The organism is Marinomonas phaeophyticola, assembly GCF_026966905.1.
Taxonomy (GTDB): Bacteria; Pseudomonadota; Gammaproteobacteria; order Pseudomonadales; family Marinomonadaceae; genus Marinomonas; species Marinomonas phaeophyticola.
In genome coordinates this window covers 79,985-100,041 of the sequence record NZ_JAPUBN010000011.1, presented here as the reverse complement: position 1 = coordinate 100,041, position 20,057 = coordinate 79,985, and the positions used below count along the sequence as shown (strand labels likewise).

Below are 20,057 nucleotides of genomic sequence, written 5' to 3'. Positions count from 1 at the left end.
ATAATGTTTTTTAAGAGAGTTTAATTATAAAAAAATGTAGACAAATGCATAAAAAAGTTAAAAAAATCATGAAAAAACGCACTGAAAATTATTTTTTCGCACCAATTCCACGCACTATGAATTCGGTTACGGCTTTTTCGGCTTTATCAAAGTCAGAATCGGTTAATTCTGTTTTTCCTAACAAAACTTCAATTTGAATAGAAAAATCCGCGTACGTTTGAGTTGCAGCCCAAATGGTAAAGAATAGATATTCCGGGTCAATATCATCAATTAATCCTTTATTTATCCATAACTTAACTAGCTTTACATCCCTATCAAACTGAGGTTTCAAATGACTAATTAGGTATTCTTTGAGTACAGGGGCACCACTGATAATCTCATGTGCAAACACCTTAGAGCCATTTGGATATAAACGTGAAATCTGCATTTTTTCATGTACATAGCGACGGATCACCACTTCCGGCGTCTCCCCTTGCGTTTCAAAGACAGAAAGCTTTTCAATCCATATATCTAGAATTTCTTTCAACACTCTTTTATATAGTAAGTCCTTGTTTGGAAAGTAATAAATTAAGTTTTGCTTGGAGATTTTAGCCATTTCAGCAATACGGTCCATAGAAGCACCACTGAAGCCTTTTGTGGCAAAAACAAACTCGGCAGAGCGAAGAATACGAGACTCTAGCATTTTCCTATTGGCTGATTTTTTTACAGACGACTCACGCTTAATTTTCAAACCTTACCTCTAAATATAAGACACTGTTTTTGTTAACTTTTTCTACTCATAAAGAAACATTAAAGTATCATATTTCAACATCATTTTCGAGGTCATTTTATTGATACAACCTAGTTTTAAAGTCAATTTATTAAAACTGGCTTGCTTATTGCTTTTTAAAAATATAGATTTTATAGCCGCCTAAAATTTGCAATTCTATTTATTTATTACAGATTTCATGGCGGTATTTTTTTAATTAATTATTTTACCTTTTGGTAAAAAATTTAATTGCAAAAACAAATAAAACTGACTATATATATTGGATTGGAGAATATAATGCAGGATCTACGTATTAATGAAAAAAGACTCTGGGACACATTAATGGAAATGGGAGAGATTGGAGGAACCGAAAAAGGTGGCTGCAATCGTCTTGCCGGTACCGACCTTGATAAACAATCTCGAGACCTATTTGTGGAATGGTGTAAAACCGCAGGCTGTGAAATTTCAGTGGATAAAATAGGGAACATTTTTGCTCGTCGCCCTGGAAAATATAATGACCTGCCCGCTGTGGGTACTGGTAGTCATTTAGACACACAACCAACAGGCGGTAAATTTGATGGGGTATTCGGTGTCTTATCTGGAGTCGAAGTACTCAGAACCTTGCACGAAAATCAAATAGAAACACCAACGCCAATGGAGTTTTCGGTTTGGACTAATGAAGAAGGCTCTCGCTTTCAACCGGCTATGCAAGGATCTGGTACCTATGTAGGCCGCTTCGATTTAGAAACCGAGCTAAATAAAACCGATGTGAATGGCATTCGCTTAGGAGATGAATTAGAACGAATTGGTTATCTAGGTGATGCCGAATTAGGTAGCCGTCATATTGGAGCATTCTTTGAAACACATATAGAGCAAGGCCCAATACTAGAAGACGAAAAGAAAATGATTGGTGTGGTTCGATTAGGCCAAGGCATTCGATGGTATAACATTGAAGTTGAAGGCCGACCATCCCATTCAGGCACGACACCGATGCACCTTAGAAAAGATGCCATGTTAGCCGCCTCACTGATTGTTGCCGAAATGGAAAATATCGCCAATCGACATGAAAATGGACTTGGAACGGTTGGTTTTATGCAAGTGTATCCAAATTCACGTAACACTATCCCTGGAAATATTAAGTTCAGTGCAGACCTTAGAAACCCGGTTCCAGAAGTCCTGCTTGAAATGCACAACGAATTACTCGCCTTTTGTGAAAAAGTGGCCTCAGAACGTAATCTACAAATTAGTGTCGACCCTTTCTGGTACTTTGCCCCCGTAGAATTTAACGCCTCAGATGATGTCAAAGCGGCTTCCGAGAAACTTGGTTACAGCCATATGGATATTTACGCTGGCGCAGGTCATGACGCCTGTTACATGGCCGACTTAGTGCCTACCGGTATGATTTTCACCCCTTGCCTCAATGGTATTAGCCATAACGAAGCTGAATACAGTTCTCCTGAAGAGTGCGCAGCAGGTGCCAATGTTTTATTACACACCATGCTGGAAGCCAGTGAACGTATCTATAAAGAACATCAATCAAAGTAATAAGTAGCAAGCTCAATAAGAAAAAATATAAAGCCACTGTCCATCAACGAATAACGCAATTCAACAATGAGCCGCGTAAAGTAAAAAACAGAAGAGGTACACTATGAGCAGCAAGTCCGTTAAGAAAGGTGAATTCTATGAATTAGAAGTAGGAAACGACCTTCGACAAAGTTCCGCCTACAATGATGACCTATCACCTACTAAAGTGAGTGAGCGAACCTGGAGCAAATTAAACATTGCCGCCCTTTGGGTCGGTATGGCCATTTGCGTCCCTACCTATACTTTAGGCGGGGTTTTAACAGCCTATTTTGGCTTGTCTGTAATGGAAGCCCTTTTCACTATTTTAATTGCTAACATTATCCTATTAGTTCCATTGACATTAAATGCTTACCCAGGAACCAAGTTTGGTATTCCATTTCCCGTTCTATTACGTTCTTCATTTGGTATGCTTGGATCAAATATACCATGTGTAATCAGGGGATTAGTTGCCTGTGGTTGGTTTGGCATTCAGACCATGTTTGGTGGTTTGGCCATTCACCTTTTCTTCTCCGCTATATCCGATGGTTGGGCAAGCTTAGGCGGTGTAGGAGAAGTCATTGGCTTCTTTATTTTCTGGACATTAAACATGCTTGTGGTGATTCGTGGAGCAGAGTCCATTAAATGGTTAGAAACGTTATCGGCACCACTGCTACTCATTGTCAGCTTTGGATTAATGTTTTGGGCTGGAGGCAAAGTCTCTTTTGGTGAATTACTCGCCATACCGGCGAATAGACCTGAAGACGCAGGGTTTTTAGGGTATTTCTTAGGTGGCCTAACGGCAATGGTCGGTTTCTGGGCAACCCTCTCGTTAAACATTCCTGATTTCAGTCGTTATGCCAAATCACAAAAAGATCAAATGATCGGCCAGATTATTGGTTTGCCATTAACCATGTTTTTCTTCGCCTCTTTAGGTGTTGTCTTAACCGCGGCATCGACCACTCTGGTAGGAGAAACTATTTCAGACCCTATTTCTTTAATAGGTAAAATTGATAGCCCTGTTTGGGTTGCCGTTGCCATGGTCTTAATTATTATTGCCACTTTATCAACAAATACCGCCGCCAACGTTGTTTCACCAACCAATGACTTTCAAAATATTGCGCCGAAATACATCAACCATACACGTGGTGCATTACTAACTGGCTTAGTTGGTATTTTATTAATGAGCTGGGAATTATTGAAAAAAATGGGCTGGTTAGAGTCAGATGTCAGCGTTGAAAGCATGTATTCCAATTGGCTTTTAGGCTACTCAAGCTTACTGGGTCCTATTGCAGGCATCATGATAGTTGATTACTTCTTAATCAAACGTCAACATTTAGATCTAGTCGCCCTTTATACTCCCAATAGTCTTTACCCAGCCTTTAATATTGCAGGTTTAACGGCCTTTGCCGTCCCTGTTGTCATCACTTTAATCTCACTTGGTGTTCCTGCGATCAGCTGGTTCTATAGCTATGGTTGGTTCACTGGAGCCTTTACCGGAGCCATTGTGTATTTCTTTTTGGCAACACCAGTTAATGCGTCCGAAAGTGAAACTCAAGCAACCTAATCTTCATTAATATTTGAACGCAGGCGGGTACTCGATTTAAGTCAGTACCTGCCATTGCAATAGATATTTTTTAGATATCAGTTACGTTGAAAATTTAAACCGTCAGTAAAAATAATAAGGATCGAATATGAGCCTATTGATTAAGGGTGGGACTATAGTAACCCACGAAGAAAGCTATCAAGCAGACCTACTTTGTGATGGTAATCTGATAGTAGAAATTGGACAAAATCTAACCCCTCCAGAAGACGCCGAAATTATCGATGCTTCCGGCAAACTGATTATGCCGGGAGGAATTGACCCACACACGCATATGCAACTGCCTTTTATGGGGACAGTTGCCAAAGATGACTTCGCTTCCGGTACGGTTGCCGCATTAGCTGGCGGTACCACCAGCATTATTGATTTCGTTATTCCCAACCCGCAACAATCGCTTTTAGAAGCCTATCATCAATGGCGAGGTTGGGCCGAAAAATCCCATGCAAACTACAGCTTCCATGTTGCCATTACCTGGTGGGATGATAGCGTTGGCACAGAAATGGAAAACCTTGTTAAAAATCACGGTGTTAACAGCTTTAAACATTTTATGGCTTATAAAAACGCCATTATGGCAACCGATGACATTTTGGTATCGAGCTTTACCAAATGTTTAGAGCTGGGTGCCATTCCAACCGTTCATGCTGAGAATGGCGAATTGGTTTATCACCTACAAAATAAAATGGTTTCTCAAGGCATTACTGGTCCAGAAGGTCATCCTTTATCGCGACCTTCATCCGTCGAAGGCGAAGCGGCAAATCGGGCCATTAGTATTGCCAATACTTTAGGGGCACCAATTTATTTAGTTCACGTTTCTACCGAAGAAGCCGTTGATGCCATTCGATATGCAAAAGACCACGGCCATACTGTCTTTGGTGAAGTACTTGCTGGACACCTAACCGTTGACGACAGTGTTTATCAAAACACAGATTGGGAAACGGCGGCGGCCCATGTTATGAGCCCTCCGTTTAGACCTAAACACCACCAAGATGCGCTTTGGAAAGGCGTACAAGGCGGGACATTACAAACAACGGCTACCGATCATTGCGCCTTCTGCGTCGAGCAAAAATCCATGGGGAAAGACGACTTTTCTAAGATCCCTAATGGTACGGCTGGCGTTGAAGAGCGTATGATGGTTTTGTGGGAGAAAGGCGTAAACGAAGGTAAAATCACACCGAATGAGTTTGTTGCTTTAACCTCTACGAATACGGCGAAAATCTTCAACCTTTATCCACGTAAGGGTTGTATTCGAGTTGGTGCCGATGCGGATCTAGTCATCTGGAATCCAAGTGCTAGCAAGGTGCTTTCTGCCAAAACCCATCAATCAAATATTGAGCACAGCATATTTGAAGGTATGGAAATCAATGGCATTCCTGAAACGACCATCTGTAATGGTAAACTGGCGTGGCACGAGGGTAAGTTACTTGCTAAATCCGGTGAGGGTCAATATATAGACCGTCCTGCTTACGCACCTTTTTATGAAGCATTAACGAAACGCCAAGAGCTAAACCAACCTAAAGCAGTAAATAGGTAAAGCGGCATTTTTAGGCTTTTTAAGTAAAATTAAGTACGGTTTACATGAATTCATTCATTGTCGATCGTACTTTTATTTTCCATTTTTTACTTTCCTCCCTCCTATGTCTCATGCCTATACTGGATTAGGATTTTTATTTCATGGCATAGTCCGCACTGACACTTTTTAAGGTCCCCGCCATGGCCGCAGATGAATCCATCATTGACGTCCATTTAGCATGCAATGGACTGTTTTCTTTAGTCTCCCAAAATTTTTCATGGAAATAAAAGGCAACCGTGTTAATGGCAGGCTCAACTACAGCAACAAGTCCTCCGACCAGTAAGCTACCGGTTAATAAATACGCCACGGTAAACGCTATAGAAAAGTGCATAACAGCAAATGTCATTGTCTTTTTCATCATCCATTTCCTCACAAAATATTCTGTAAAGAGCTTCAAATGGCAGGCATATGAAGCTCATCTGTTGGAATTCAGAATATAAGAAAACGAAAGTAATATAAAATCTATTAAAACTATAACTTTGATAGTTTTTGATTTTCAGAGACAGACTCACACACGTGACGCACAGCATCAAAAGGGTCAGAGAAAACCGCTAATCCAGACGGAGCTTCCCGACGATTTTCTTCTAACCATGTTGTCGCTCCGCTTAAGACAATAGGAATAGAGAACGCTTGAAACTTCTGCATGACCATTTCCTGTTTCAGCCCAAACCCTTTATCCACATGGCTAATAAAGAAATCAGGACGTATATTTTCAATCAAAGCAGGACTTTCTTCTACAGATTCAAGGGTATCAATGACCACAACATAAAACCCTTCATCTGAGCACCAAGCGGCCTGTAACCATACCCAAATACTTGACTCTTCCCCAAGGGACGTTAATAACACTCTTCTCTTCGATTTCTTTTTATTCTGCGACATTAAGCGAATAGTAATCCGTTGCCGTAATAAAGAAATAAAGTAACTTTTCTGTTCTTGTTTTAATTGGGCGTTTTGTAGTTCAGATAAAACGGGGGCAAGCCAATAATGAATCACCGCCTCTATTGGGTATTGCGATAAGTTTTGCTGTATTAGTGAGTCTATTTTATCTTCTTGATACAGTTCAATAGCCGTTAATAGTTGCGCTTGTTGATCACTCCACTCATTAGATATATTGGCGTCATTCGTCACACTTTCTTGATCAAGTAAAGCACGCACCTTACTCACGGCAATGCCTTTATTAATCCAACTCACTATCGCTTTGACTCGCTGTACATCAGTATCTGAATACAGCCTATGTCCTTTTTCAGTACGGATAGGCTTTAATAATCCATAACGCCTTTCCCATGCCCTTAACGTCACGGAGTTAACTCCGGTTTGTAAAGACAACTCCCGAATAGGAAAAAAAGCTCAAGAGAATTGGGCTCAACTACTTTGGATACTTCATTCAATTTCATAATAGTGAATCGCAAATAATCTTATACAAAAAATATTTTTGTACAAAAAGTTTGATTTTCTTGTACAACTGTCTATATTGTAAAAGAAATAGTTGTACACATCCAACAATTGTACAAATTTATTTAACTCATTGTAGAGGAAGTTCAAATCATGACCGGCAAGCAAGCGGCCACTCATACAAAAACCAATGTAGCTATTATTGGAGCGGGTATTGCAGGATCCTTTTGCGCTTCCTTATTAAGTTCGGCCGGAATTAAGGTCACCGTACTTGAGAAAAGCAGAGGTACCGGGGGACGCAGCAGTAGTAAAAAAATAGACGATCATCAAAGTGTTGATCTTGGAGCACCTTTTTTTCATTTAAGCAGCCCTTTATTAAAAGAGCACTCTCAAGAATGGTTACAGAAACATATTATTATGGCTTGGCCTGAGGTAAATAAAACCGGTTTATTCGCTTATGTCGGCACACCAAAAATGAGTTCTTTAACTCGCTATTTAATCGGAGAAGCCGAATTAATCAACAACTGTTACGTACATCACATAGAGAAATCAAACCACGGCTGGATATTAAGAAACGAAAACGATCAAATCATTCTGGAATGCGATCAACTGATTATTACTACTCCTGCTGCACAGACTTGCTCTTTATTAGCAAGTACTCACTCCTTTCCTAAGCTTTTGTCTGAAAGTCACTGGGCTAGCGCTCTATGCAGGCCTCAATGGAGCATCATGATCAAATCCACCTCTAATACAGAGCAATCTAGGCACGTTGATAGCCCTTTAATCGAACCAAAGAATCACCCAGTTATTGAAAGAATTATTCATGATAGCGCAAAACCAGGTCGTTCAGGGTCATCATCCAACTGGGTCATTCAAGCAAAAAAAGAATGGAGTGAAAAAAATATAGAGGCGAATAAAACCTTTATTGCCGTCTCTTTGTCCAATGCTTTTTTCGAGATTACTGGGCAAAAAGGCAACTCAGTTATATGCCATCGCTGGCTTCTTGGACAGCATACACCGCTCGAAGGTGAGCCTTCTCGATGGGTCCCAAAACAGAACCTAGGCATCGCAGCGGACTGGCTTTGTCAGGGTGACATAGAAGGAGCCTTACTAAGCGCTCAACATTTATGCAATCGCATTCTACATTCACAACATAAAAGATCAACGGTCACTCAAGGAGATAATCATGAGCTCTAAAAAAATTGCGATCACACAACTCGAAGCTACACTACAAGACATAAAAACAGAAGGAGCTCCAATAAAAGTCGGCATTAGTTCCTGTTTATTAGGACAAAATGTTCGCTTTAATGGTGGTCACAGTCGATCGACTTATTGCGACAACATTCTTAGTAATCTCTTTGCATTCGAATCTTTTTGCCCTGAAATGGCGGCAGGATTTGGCGCACCAAGACCCACTTTACGGTTAGAAGGTAACCCTGATTCACCGCGTTTGGCCTATTCTAATCAACCAGGCTCAGATGTCGCAAAAGCCTTCCTAGCCCCCAGTGCTAACTATGTTGAAACCTTAGATCATTTAGACGGCTATATTCTAATGAAAAAATCCCCTAGCTGTGGAATGAGCCGTATCAAGGTCTATCAAGAGAGTGGGCACCCACACGCAGAAACACGTTCTGGGTTATTTACTGAGCTATTACAGAACAAATACCCTTATTTACCGATTGAAGAAGAAGCTCGATTGAATGACGCGAACCTAAGAGAAAACTTTATTTTAAGGGTTTACGCTCACCATGAGTTTCGCCACGAAGTAAACGCTCAACTCAGCATGAAGGCGCTTATTGACTTTCATAGTCGTTATAAATATGTCGTTATGTCGCAATCTCAACCAGCGTATAAAGCATTAGGAAAACTACTATCTGGAACGGAAAACATGCCGTTAATAGAAAGAAGAGATCGTTATTTTCATCTTTTTATGGAAGCCTTAAGCAAACCAGCAAAGCGCCGTAATCATTGCAATACTTTAACCCACTTGCTGGGCTATTTAAAACGCAGTGTAGAAAGTAGTGTACGCCGAGATATTTTGGCTGTCATAGAGCAATATGGACGAGGTGAAGTGAACTTAACCACGCCCATAACCCTGTTACAGCATTATTTGAAACACTATGGCAGTGAATACGCCAAGCAACAACGTTATATCACTCCTTATTACCCTACACAGTTAGGTATAAGAAACCAGATTTAGCGTTCGGTTACCTTGATGGTACAACTTTATAAATAAGGTCTTTTAATATCATGAATACAACGCAAGTGGTTTGGCTGAGAAACGATTTACGCATAAAAGATAATCCCGCTCTCTTTTATGCGTCTCAAAACGGCCCTGTCGAAATCATTATTTCAGTCACGCCTGAGCAATGGAGAGCGCATGCCGAGTCACCAGCAAAATTTGGCTTAAGAGCCGATTTGATAACTCTGGTCACTCATCAATGCGCAGAATTAGGGATCAAGGTATCGCTAATTGAAGCGGACTATTTCTCCGATTTACCCGATAAAATAGTTGCCTTTTGTCAATCGATTCATGCTCACGATCTTTGGTTTAATCAAGAAACACCTTTAGATGAAAGGCGTCGAGACACCCAGGTCGGAAACTTATCTGAGCAACATGGTATTACTGTCCACCCTCAAGCGACCGATCTGATTGTGGCACGCCCTGTATTTAGTCAGCAAGGAACCCCCTTCAAGGTATTTACTCCTTTTTATAAACGTTGGTTACAAATTCTGTCACTACAAGATCGCACTCCTTTACCTTCACCAGCCCCACAAGGAAAGCCCCTAGATATTTCTCATATTGACTTGCCATGGCATGAAACCTATCGAAATGATTTGTGGCCTACAGATGCAGAATCTATTAAACAAAGACTTTGGCTATTCTGCCACCATAAAGAAAGTCATTATAACGATCAGAGAGACATCCCTTCTTTAGCAGGAACCAGTACCTTATCGCCTTACCTGAGCTTAGGGGCTATTGGCCCAAGAGAACTGCTTTTTGCCATCGAATATAATTGTGATCAAGCTGGGAGAGATTGGATGTCCAGTATCTGGCTTAAAGAGTTAGCATGGCGTGATTTTTACCGACAACTTCTGCTTCACTTTGAGGCGCTCAATATGTCAAAACCTTTCAAATTAGAAACGGATCAAATTGTTTGGAATAGCCCTGAAACAACATTTCAAGCTTGGTGCGATGGTAAAACGGGATTCCCAATTGTCGATGCGGCCATGAGGCAACTCTCTCAGACTGGTTGGATGCACAATCGCTTACGGATGATTGCCGCCAGTTTTTTAACAAAATTGCTGTTTATTGATTGGAGAATTGGTGAGACATATTTTATGAATACATTAATTGATGGTGAATTTGCCGCCAATAATGGTGGGTGGCAATGGAGCGCTTCAACGGGCTGCGATGCGGTTCCTTACTTTCGGGTGTTTAACCCAACGAGACAGTCTGAAAAATTCGACCCTGAAGGTGAGTTTATACGTCGGTTTGTCCCTGAGATCGCCTCTCTTGATAATAAGTCGATCCACAACCCTAACGCAGAATCACGTATAGAACTCGCCTACCCTCATCCAATAATACAGTACAAAGAAGCCAGACAACATGCGATAGCCGCCTTTGCACAACTCAATTCAACAAAGCATGTACTGTAAATTTATTCATCCAATGTAAAAGTCAGGCATATCTTAGTCTCAACTCACCGCTAGAATTAAATAATCATTACACCTATAATGATTTCAACTCTAATGAATATGATCGAGCACATCATAAATTAAGGGCACTTTAATAGTGCTCTTAGCGCTCTAAATCGATAAAAAATCTAGGTTTCACTTCTTAAAACAGCTTCTATTGAGAATTAATATGTCTGATCAATATATCCAAGACGTTCTAATTAATCTGCGCCGAATCATTCGAGCAACCGATTTACAATCGAAATGGATAAGCAAAACCTGCGGCTTAACTATCCCTCAAATTATGGTACTGCGCTCCATATCTTCTTTAGGAGATGTAACCGTAAAAAAACTGTCCGATGAAGTCTCGCTATCACAAGCAACTGTCACCACCATATTAAATCGACTAGAAGATAAAAAACTGGTGGAAAGAGTTCGTTCTGTCGCGGATAAACGCATAGTACACGCTCGCTTAACCGCTGAAAGCTTACATGTTCTTAAAAACACCCCCCTTTAATGCATGAAAATTTCATCCATTCCTTTACTGAACTTGAGTCTTGGGAACAAACTCAAATTCTATCATCACTACAAAGGGTCGCTACTATGATGGATGCGGACAAGCTTGATGCCTCACCTTTGCTAGACGTGAACGCACCGACAGACCTGTAATTCTTTATAAAATAAGAAGATTTCACAGGATATAACTAAACATAAGTTTACCAAATAGATTTGATATAACCGCGTAGACTATATAAACTAAAAATACTTTGAGAACTAATCAATTTAGATAATAATTTTAAAAGGAACCACTATGCGTAATATCCTTCTTGTTACAGGTGCTTTAGCCCTTGCCCCAACGGTCAGTTTTGCGGCCGATTGCGGCGACGTTTCTATTGCCGATATGAACTGGAGCTCAGCCTCTTTAATGGCGAATGTGGATAAGTTTATTTTAGAAAATGGCTATGGTTGCGCCGTTGACCTTGTACCTGGTGACACTATGCCAACAGGCACCTCGATGCTTGAAAAAAACGAACCCGATGTAGCGCCTGAAATGTGGGCCAATGCCTCCCTTGATGCCCTACAAAAAGGGATTGATGAAAAACGCTTACGCTTCTCAGTCGATTCTCTATCTGATGGTGGTGAAGAAGGCTTCTGGGTACCTAAATATTTAGCTGATAAATACCCTGAACTGGCTACAATCGAAGGGGTTTTAAAGCACCCAGAATTATTTGACCATCCTGAAGACGAAAATCTAGGCGGCTTATACGGTTGCCCAGCGGGTTGGAACTGCCAAATCTCTACGGTAAACCTATTTAAAGCGCTTAATATGGAAGAAGCCGGATTCGAGATCATTGATCCAGGTTCAGCGGCAGGTCTATCAGGCTCTATTGCACGTGCATACGAAAGAGAACAAGGTTGGTTAGGCTACTATTGGGCACCAACCGCTATCTTAGGTAAATATGAAATGGTCAAAGTAGACTTTGGCTCTGGAATAAATAAAGAACATTTCGTTGACTGTATCACCCAAGAAGATTGCTTAGATCCTAAACCGACTATGTATCCACCTTCTTTTGTAACAACGGTAACAACGGAAGATTTTGCAACACGTGAGCCTCAAGCTTATGAGTATTTCACTAAACGTGCTTTCACCAATAAAGACATGAATAGATTGCTAGCATGGATGGAAGAAAACCAAGCGGATGGCGAAATTGCCGCTGAGCACTTCATTGAGAACAATGAGAACCTTTGGACGAAATGGGTTCCTGCAGACGTTGCAACAAAAATCAAAAGCTCTCTATAGCACCATCTAGAAATATACACGCGCCTTCAAGGAAAGAAAGCGTGTGTATGTATTCTCATTATAAAACGCGTTTAAATCGTTATAGTGATAAAAATATTCACTTAAAAAAGGTTACACAACTATGTCAGACTCTTCATGGCTCACCGAGTTTCCACAACTTGAGCGCCGCGACTTAATTGATATCCGAAAATCCCTTGATGGCGCTTATCGATCCTTTTCTCGGGAATATGGCGAAACCATAGAGAACTTCTTTGACCCTTTACTTTCTTTCTTAATCTGGTTTGAAAAACTACTCATTAGCTCTCCTTGGTGGTTAATTATCGCCGTTATCATAGGCATTGTTTATGCGGCCAGCCGCTCTTGGAAACTGTCTTTAGGTGTATTAGCTTCTTTACTGGCCATTGGTTATTTTGGCATGTGGGAAGACACCATGCGGACACTCAGCATCATTACCGTCTGTACACTCCTTTCCATCGGTATTGGAATTCCAATTGGTATACTCATATCGCGCTCAAATAAAGCTCAGGCTGTCGTCAATCCCATTTTGGACATTATGCAAACCATGCCGGCCTTTGTGTACTTAATTCCAGTCGTTATGCTATTGGGTATTGGTAAAATACCTGGAGTAATAGCGGTTATTATTTACGCTATCCCCCCGGTAATTCGACTGACCAACCTTGGTATCCGATTAGTCAATGTGGAAACGTTGGAAGCCGCTACGGCGTATGGAGCAACCTCTACTCAACGCTTATTTGGTGTACAGCTACCATTAGCCTTACCGACTATTATGGCAGGAATTAACCAAACAATTATGATGGCACTGTCTATGGTTGTTGTCGCTTCTATGATTGGTGTAAAAGGTTTAGGTCAACCCGTGCTAAAATCCATAACAAACCAATATTTCACTCTAGGTCTACTTAATGGTTTAGCCATTGTTGCTTTAGCTATTATTTTTGACCGAGTCTCTCAGACTTACGCAAAACGCTCTCAGAAACATTTAGAAGGTCATAATAATGGATAAGGTTCATGAAACTCCTTTCATCGAAGTATCTGGCCTTTATCAGATCTTTGGTAATACCCCTAAAAAAATAATGCCCTTAGTCAATGCAGGCAAAAGCAAAGACGATATATTGGCAGAAACTGGCCATACTGTTGGCCTAAAAGACATAAATTTAAAAATTCATAGAGGCGAAATATTCGTCATTATGGGACTATCGGGCTCTGGAAAGTCGACCTTAATTAGACATTTCAACCGCTTAATTGACCCTACCGAAGGGCAAATTAAAGTTGAGGGGGAAGACATTATGAAGTTTCCTCTAAAAGAGCTTACAGAGTTTAGACGGCATAAGATGTCGATGGTTTTTCAAAACTTTGGTTTAATGCCCCACCGCAATGTCATCGATAACGTTTCTTATGGATTATCGGTACAGGGCACTGACAAAACTGAACGCTATAAGTCCGCGACCCAATGGCTTGAAACGGTTGGCCTAGCAGGATACGAAGAACAGTACCCTGCGCAGCTTTCTGGAGGACAACAACAAAGGGTTGGTCTTGCTAGAGCATTATGCACCAATGCAGAGATTCTACTCATGGATGAGGCCTTCTCCGCGCTTGATCCTTTAATCCGTAGCGAGATGCAGGATCAATTAGTTCAATTACAGAATGAGTTACAAAAAACCATTATTTTTATTACTCATGACTTAGATGAAGCCTTACGTATTGGTGATCGAATTGCCATCTTAAAAGATGGAGAGCTGATACAAATTGGTTCACCGGTAGACATTCTTTTGAACCCTGCCGATGACTATGTAGAAGCTTTTGTTAAAGATGTCAACCGAGCTCGAGCCGTTCCAGTTAAAACGATTATGCAACAAACCGTTCCACTGGTAACCAAACAGGGCTTGCAAGAGGCGTTAAATCAATTAGCCGCCCATGACTATGCCTTCTATCAGTCCGATAATGGCTTTGAAGGCATTCTTCTTAAGGAAACCCTTGAGAAAGCCCTAATCGAGCAACCAAGTGGGAACATTCAATCTGAACATATCCTGGCAACGGCCACCGTTAAACCAGACACACCGTTAGAGTTCGCATTACCAAAAGCGCTTCTATCTCATTATGCGTTGCCAGTCTTAAACAAAGAAGGTAAACATGTGGGGGAACTTAGACAGGAGGACTTAGCTTCCACTCTAGATAATTCAGTGTAAAACCATCACTCATAGAGGTCAGGTCTTATGTATCACCCTGCCTCTATGAGATCACCTATCGATCAGACCAAACAGCGAACTCATTATTACTTGGGTCTAGAAAGTGAAATCGCTTTCCTCCTGGAAAAACAAATATATCCTGAACAATCACCCCTCCATGTTCAATAATAGTATCTTTTATGACATTTAAATTATCACTGTAAAGAACCACTAATGCACTGCCGTTATGAGTCAGAGATGATTTTTCAGATTTAAAAAAACCACCGTCTAAACCGGCATTTTCAAATGCGCTGTACTCAGGACCATAATCTACAAACGTCCAGCCAAATACCCGATTAAAAAAAACTTTGGTCTTATCTAACTTTGAAGCTGGCAGCTCAACATAATTAATTTTATTGTTTTGCATAACGTAGTAACCCTGACGTTTATAAATAGAAAAAACACTGAACACATTAAATATAGACGAATAACATTGAAAGATTAACCAACCGGTCAATTTAAATAAAAAAAGCCGCTAACCTAAAAGGCAAGCGACTTTATAAAAGTACTCAAACGACTTTATAGACATTAAACGCTTACTGATTAATAAAGTAATTAATCACATAAGCTGGTAGATCCGCCGCAGGCACAGTAATTTGTTCCATAGTATCGCGATCACGAACCGTTACTGGAGCCCCTTCTTTTTCAATAGAATCGAAATCAACAGTAACACAGATAGGCGTACCTACTTCATCATGACGACGGTAACCTTTACCCACATTACCTGTATTCTCATATAAGATACGACCTAAGCCAAGTTTTTGAAGTTTATTCTTTAACTCTTTCGCTAACGCAACAATCTCAGGCTTATTCTTTTTCAGAGGCATAATAGCCACTTTAATAGGAGCTAGATGTGGTTTGAATTTTAAGACGATACGAGAAGAGCCATTCTCTAATTTTTCTTCTGTATAAGCCTCCGTCATAATAGCCAGTAAGCCACGGTCAAGGCCTGCTGAAGGTTCAATACAAAATGGCACTTCCCATTTGTTTGCTTCTAAATCACGAATAGCCAATTTAGCTGTTGAGTGCTCGTTCTTCTTCACTTTTGCTGACAGGCCAAACTCGTCTTGCGCTTTAGTATGAGAACCTAAGTCATAGTCTGTACGGTTAGCGACACCTTCTAACTCTTCAAAACCATGTGGAAACTTATATAAGATATCCACAGTAGATTTTGAATAATGAGCAAGATCATCACCAGTAACGTATTCAAACTCAATATTTTCTTCTGCTAAACCTTGGTCCAGCCACCACTGCTTACGCAAAGCAACCCAAGTATCATGCCACTTTTCATCTTCACCCGGCTTACAGAAAAACTCCAATTCCATTTGTTCAAATTCGCGCACACGGAAAATAAAGTTGCGTGGTGTAATCTCATTACGGAAAGATTTACCAATTTGAGCAATACCGAATGGTAAAGTACGAGAAGTAGAATCTACTACGTTCTTAAAGTTAGTAAAAATACCTTGAGCCGTTTCTGGACGAAGATAGGTATATGACTCTTCGTTAACCATAGGACCTACGTTTGTTTTAAACATTAGGTTAAAGTCACGTGGCTCAGTGACATTATCAGAACCACAGTTATCACATACCTTGATGTCTTTCATGTGATCCGCACGCATGCGTGACTTACACTCATGACAATCAACCATAGGGTCCGTAAATGTGTCTTCATGGCCTGAATATTTATAGACGTGTTTGTTTTGAACAATCGCCGCATCAAGACCTTCAACATCGTCACGCTCATAAACCATTGAACGCCACCATGCGGATTTAATGTTGTTTTTTAGCTCAACACCTAATGGACCGTAATCGTAAGCCCCTTGCATGCCACCATAAATTTCACTGCCCTGGAAAATAAATCCACGACGTTTACAAAGGGAGACGAGTTCATCCATTGTTTTAGCTGGCATGTCTAAATATACCTCAAGCAATAATAAATTAGTTGTGAAAAGAGACTGAACCTCTTTTAAAGGCAGTCATTGTACTCTGAGCCACTAATTCACTCAATGGTCTAAAAGAGGCATTGCAAAGGATCAAAGAAGAAAATCGAATTTAAAGCGTTTACATAAATAAAAAATATTAATCCGCCATACAAAACTGATTTTTTCCCTTTTGTTTTGCTTCATACATGGCTTTATCCGCTTTAACAATAAGATCTGGTAAGGTATTTGCCGCTTCAGGGTACATAACACCACCTATGGATAAAGATACGGATAAGTTTCTTTGTAATAAGGCATAGCCACTGTCCACTAACTTACAACCAAGTACTTGTAATGCTTCTTTAGATACTTCTGGAATGATAATAATAAACTCATCACCACCATAACGTATCAACTCCTGCCCCTCTTCAAGTTGTAATGACAGTTTAGTCGCTACGGTTTTGAGGACCTTATCTCCATAGGGATGACCAAGCAGGTCATTTACTTGCTTGAACCCATCTAAATCAATAAAAAGCAGTCCAAATGAAGCATCCTCTTCACCCATTTTACTTTTTACTGATTCAAAATAGTTTTCTAGATGATTACGATTACCAAACCCTGTCAGTAGATCGGTTTTACTAATTTGCTGATGCTTTCTACTTTTATGAACAAAGTAAAAGACGATACACACAGTCAGCATTAGAGCGATTGCCGTTATAAAAATAATTATTTTTTGCTTTATGCTTTGCTCTTCTGCGTCATTAATTAAATACTCAACTTCAATAAACAGAGTATTAATAGAAAGCTCAACATTCGTTCTTTTTAGACGTTCACTGTATTCCCTTTGATTTTCAGAATATCGGCTCAGTACTTCAAGATGATTTACTATACTCTGAATGTCTTTTTCTAAAAAAGGCTTACACTCAGTACACTCAGGAAAGTTCAGTGTGCCAAAACTAACGCCTTTATTCGTTGCCCTTTCGATCAGCTTATTTAACCAAAATACCTTCAAGTCCCTTCTATATTGGAAAAACTCGTCCTTTAGACTTGGATTTTTCTGAGCAATTTCGTCAATTTTCTCTTCGATACTGTCAAAGTTAAACGCTAAAAACCTGATTGAAGATCTAATAATTGCTAATGCAGAAGATAGATCCTCAATTAGAGCTTCTTTAGCTGAAAAACGCTGCTTTAGTTCATTTATTATTGAAACCGTCTCTTCATCATGAAACTGAAACTTATTTTCTAATGTCGATAATAGAGAATTAAATCGATCTATCTTCACGTTAATCGAATCAAAATTATCATGATAAAAAGACTGATTATATAACACCTCATAGTTAAGGCTGGCATTAACACTTTCAAGATTAGATACATTCGAAATGAGATCAGATTGATACTCTCTTTCTTGCGATAAAATTCCTTCTAATACGAAAATTAAAGTTATCGTTGATATTATTATTGCCAATAAAACCAGACTCTTTTTCATCATACTATTCCATTAATTCAGTTAAAGGGTCTCCAGACAAACTTTCTAAAAAGCTTACAATATCAGCCACATCCTTTGTATCTAACGCTAATCCTAATTGATAAAATGCCATCATTGTAACCGCTTTCTCTAGAGACTCTGCTGACCCATCATGAAAATAGGGTGCCGTGCGCGCAACGTTTCTAAGAGAAGGAACTTTAAAATAAAACTTGTGACGCTCTTTGCCTGTCACATTATAGTGCCCATAATCAATTTGTGTCAGTGGTTTTTTAGTCGCAAAAAAATTATTTATTACTCCGATTGGCACAATTATATTACCACCAATATTTTTTCCTTGGTGACATGATATACATCCATAACGCTGAAATTTGTGGAAGCCTCTAAGAGCATCTGCAGATAATTTTCTACTTCCCTTCAAATGATCGTCAAAAAGGGACGGTGCAATAAGTGCCTTTTCATATTCAACGATTGAATTAAGTACATGTTTTTTAGATATTTCACCATAGGTTTGTTTGAAGCGTTTTTTATAATTGACATTATCCTCTAAACGCTGCAACAAGAGCTCCCATGCCGTGTCATATGAGCTGGATTCAATTTTAATTGTATTATCTACGTGCTCTTCAAGAGATTTATACTCTCCATCCCAATGCCATCTAAAGTTTAATGAAGTATTAAAGACCGTCGGCACATTGATTTTTCTTGCCTGTTCAGGGGCTCCTAACGCTGAAGGAAAGGCGCCGCCATAAGAAAATAGATGACACCCGGCACAACTCTTACCATTGTCGAATAATATAGGGTCATTAAATAATGATTTTCCTAACATCACCTGATCTATTTTTTTCGAAATATCAGGATAGGAGATTGGAGTAATAGCAAACTCTTCTCGTGCATGAACAGAAAAAATAGGTATGACTATCAAGGCGACAATATATTTAATCATAAAGATTTATTTACTCTTTAAATATAGGGTCGTCTGCAGGTAGCACTTTTTGAATCCATAAAGCGAGTTTATGTTTCATACTTTGCAAATCTTCTTTATCTGGAGGGACAGGTACAATCAATTTATCCAACACTAGCAAGCGATATAATGCCTCAATTTTTTGATTTGCAGACATCGTTGGAGAAAACCCCGCATAACCTCGTTTGGTCGCATAGTTTTCTCCGACCTGTACCGCTTTCTTTACAAATGCCGCTTCATTCTTAATTTTCTTCATTATTAAAACTCCTTTAGTATTACTTTAGCATTTTTTCTTACAACAACCACTTAGAACCTAAATACTCTTATCTAGTTCTAGGAAAATCAAACAAAAAACAGTAAATTAACGTCATCGCTTTTTCCAACCCCGCAACAAAAAAGAGAACGACATGTCAACTTCTAAGAAGTCTAAAACCCTTACCATTTCAGAAGAACTCGTCACATCTCTTAGCCACTCAATTATTCAAGGAGACTTGAAACAAGGCAGCAAAATTTTCGAAACCGAACTGGCTCAAAAATATGGCGTATCTCGTGGTCCATTAAGAGAAGCCATTGTAACACTAGAAGGCTTAGGGCTGGTTACCAGAGCCGCAAATATTGGCGCACGCGTGGTTGAGTTGAATACTGAAGATATGATCCATACTTTCTCGGTAAGGGAATCTCTGGAGGGTATGGCGGCTCGACTGGCTGTTGAACACATTTCAGATAAAGAACTAAAGGAGTTATACGAGCTCCTCGATAAGCACGAAGACTACTTAACATCAAATAACGGGAACCATTACATCCATCAAGAAGGCAATTATGATTTTCATAATCGTATTATTAAAGCAAGTCGTAATCCAAAACTAATTTCATTACTGATCAATGAATTGTATTCACTGATTCGTATGTATCGACAACAAACATCAGAATCTCGCCCTGAGCCAAAACAAGCACTCCGAGAACATAGAAACATTCTTGATGCCATTGCCAACAAAGAAGCTGATTTAGCCGAACTTTTAATGCGTCGCCATATTAGCCGCTCGCGAAACGTACTAGAAAAAGCACTGATAAAGCAAACCAACTCAATTTAAATCGTGCG

The 20,057-nt window shown here is 39.8% G+C and carries 19 protein-coding genes; 11 read left to right on the top strand and 8 right to left on the bottom strand.

What is annotated here, in order from left to right:
• Nucleotides 1-88 precede the first annotated feature (88 nt).
• Nucleotides 89-730: a TetR/AcrR family transcriptional regulator gene (locus O1D97_RS04345; protein ID WP_269123143.1), complete on the bottom strand. Its 642-nt coding sequence runs from the start codon at nucleotides 728-730 to the stop codon at nucleotides 89-91.
• A 315-nt stretch (nucleotides 731-1,045) separates the two neighbouring features.
• On the opposite strand from O1D97_RS04345, the gene O1D97_RS04340 reads away from it, so the two are divergent.
• The 3 genes from O1D97_RS04340 (at nucleotide 1,046) to hydA (ending at nucleotide 5,442) form a co-directional block, all read left to right on the top strand.
• Nucleotides 1,046-2,293 (top strand): Zn-dependent hydrolase, encoded by a 1,248-nt coding sequence (locus O1D97_RS04340; protein WP_269123142.1) that lies wholly within the window; start codon nucleotides 1,046-1,048, stop codon nucleotides 2,291-2,293.
• A gap of 103 nt (nucleotides 2,294-2,396) precedes the next feature.
• Nucleotides 2,397-3,875, top strand: a complete 1,479-nt coding sequence (locus O1D97_RS04335) for an NCS1 family nucleobase:cation symporter-1 (protein ID WP_269123141.1) — start codon at nucleotides 2,397-2,399, stop codon at nucleotides 3,873-3,875.
• Nucleotides 3,876-4,002: 127 nt separating this feature from the next.
• Entirely contained in the window at nucleotides 4,003-5,442 is a 1,440-nt protein-coding gene (gene hydA / locus O1D97_RS04330; protein WP_269123139.1) for a dihydropyrimidinase, read from the top strand.
• A 133-nt stretch (nucleotides 5,443-5,575) separates the two neighbouring features.
• On the opposite strand, the gene O1D97_RS04325 is transcribed toward hydA, so the two are convergent.
• Both O1D97_RS04325 and O1D97_RS04320 read right to left on the bottom strand, forming a co-directional pair.
• On the bottom strand, nucleotides 5,576-5,839 hold the full coding sequence (locus tag O1D97_RS04325; protein WP_269123137.1) for a DUF2061 domain-containing protein: 264 nt from the start codon (nucleotides 5,837-5,839) through the stop codon (nucleotides 5,576-5,578).
• Nucleotides 5,840-5,952: 113 nt separating this feature from the next.
• Nucleotides 5,953-6,807 (bottom strand): MerR family transcriptional regulator, encoded by an 855-nt coding sequence (locus tag O1D97_RS04320; protein ID WP_269123135.1) that lies wholly within the window; start codon nucleotides 6,805-6,807, stop codon nucleotides 5,953-5,955.
• 219 nt (nucleotides 6,808-7,026) lie between these two features.
• Here O1D97_RS04320 and O1D97_RS04315 point away from each other — a divergent pair, with 219 nt between their 5' ends.
• The 7 genes from O1D97_RS04315 (at nucleotide 7,027) to O1D97_RS04285 (ending at nucleotide 14,556) form a co-directional block, all read left to right on the top strand.
• Nucleotides 7,027-8,070: an NAD(P)/FAD-dependent oxidoreductase gene (locus O1D97_RS04315; RefSeq protein WP_269123133.1), complete on the top strand. Its 1,044-nt coding sequence runs from the start codon at nucleotides 7,027-7,029 to the stop codon at nucleotides 8,068-8,070.
• Nucleotides 8,060-9,073 (top strand): YbgA family protein, encoded by a 1,014-nt coding sequence (locus tag O1D97_RS04310; RefSeq protein ID WP_269123131.1) that lies wholly within the window; start codon nucleotides 8,060-8,062, stop codon nucleotides 9,071-9,073. Before O1D97_RS04315 ends, O1D97_RS04310 begins: the two co-directional genes overlap by 11 nt.
• A 50-nt stretch (nucleotides 9,074-9,123) precedes the next feature.
• Nucleotides 9,124-10,533 carry a cryptochrome/photolyase family protein gene (locus O1D97_RS04305; protein ID WP_269123129.1) on the top strand — a complete coding sequence of 470 codons (1,410 nt, stop codon included), beginning with the start codon at nucleotides 9,124-9,126 and terminating at the stop codon, nucleotides 10,531-10,533.
• Between the two features lie 208 nt (nucleotides 10,534-10,741).
• Nucleotides 10,742-11,068, top strand: a complete 327-nt coding sequence (locus O1D97_RS04300; protein WP_330221435.1) for a MarR family winged helix-turn-helix transcriptional regulator — start codon at nucleotides 10,742-10,744, stop codon at nucleotides 11,066-11,068.
• A gap of 294 nt (nucleotides 11,069-11,362) precedes the next feature.
• Complete coding sequence (locus O1D97_RS04295; RefSeq protein ID WP_269123127.1) at nucleotides 11,363-12,352, top strand: ABC transporter substrate-binding protein; 990 nt, start codon at nucleotides 11,363-11,365, stop codon at nucleotides 12,350-12,352.
• A gap of 121 nt (nucleotides 12,353-12,473) precedes the next feature.
• Nucleotides 12,474-13,373: an ABC transporter permease gene (locus O1D97_RS04290; RefSeq protein WP_269123125.1), complete on the top strand. Its 900-nt coding sequence runs from the start codon at nucleotides 12,474-12,476 to the stop codon at nucleotides 13,371-13,373.
• A complete protein-coding gene (locus O1D97_RS04285; protein ID WP_269123123.1) occupies nucleotides 13,366-14,556 on the top strand; it encodes a quaternary amine ABC transporter ATP-binding protein in 1,191 nt (396 codons plus the stop codon). Before O1D97_RS04290 ends, O1D97_RS04285 begins: the two co-directional genes overlap by 8 nt.
• 55 nt (nucleotides 14,557-14,611) lie before the next feature.
• Here O1D97_RS04285 and O1D97_RS04280 read toward each other — a convergent pair whose 3' ends face one another.
• The 5 genes from O1D97_RS04280 to O1D97_RS04260 all read right to left on the bottom strand — a co-directional run bounded on the left by O1D97_RS04280 (nucleotide 14,612) and on the right by O1D97_RS04260 (nucleotide 19,214).
• Complete coding sequence (locus O1D97_RS04280; protein ID WP_269123121.1) at nucleotides 14,612-14,962, bottom strand: VOC family protein; 351 nt, start codon at nucleotides 14,960-14,962, stop codon at nucleotides 14,612-14,614.
• A 169-nt stretch (nucleotides 14,963-15,131) separates the two neighbouring features.
• Complete coding sequence (locus O1D97_RS04275) at nucleotides 15,132-16,505, bottom strand: glycine--tRNA ligase (protein WP_269123119.1); 1,374 nt, start codon at nucleotides 16,503-16,505, stop codon at nucleotides 15,132-15,134.
• Between the two features lie 169 nt (nucleotides 16,506-16,674).
• The gene (locus O1D97_RS04270) at nucleotides 16,675-18,003 is read right to left on the bottom strand and encodes a diguanylate cyclase domain-containing protein (protein ID WP_269123118.1); all 1,329 of its coding nucleotides are present in this window, start codon (nucleotides 18,001-18,003) and stop codon (nucleotides 16,675-16,677) included.
• A 1-nt stretch (nucleotide 18,004) separates the two neighbouring features.
• Nucleotides 18,005-18,940: a cytochrome-c peroxidase gene (locus tag O1D97_RS04265; RefSeq protein ID WP_269123116.1), complete on the bottom strand. Its 936-nt coding sequence runs from the start codon at nucleotides 18,938-18,940 to the stop codon at nucleotides 18,005-18,007.
• Between the two features lie 10 nt (nucleotides 18,941-18,950).
• A complete protein-coding gene (locus O1D97_RS04260) occupies nucleotides 18,951-19,214 on the bottom strand; it encodes a DUF5062 family protein (RefSeq protein ID WP_269123114.1) in 264 nt (87 codons plus the stop codon).
• A 151-nt stretch (nucleotides 19,215-19,365) separates the two neighbouring features.
• Here O1D97_RS04260 and O1D97_RS04255 point away from each other — a divergent pair, with 151 nt between their 5' ends.
• Nucleotides 19,366-20,049 carry a GntR family transcriptional regulator gene (locus tag O1D97_RS04255; RefSeq protein WP_269123113.1) on the top strand — a complete coding sequence of 228 codons (684 nt, stop codon included), beginning with the start codon at nucleotides 19,366-19,368 and terminating at the stop codon, nucleotides 20,047-20,049.
• Nucleotides 20,050-20,057 lie beyond the last annotated feature (8 nt).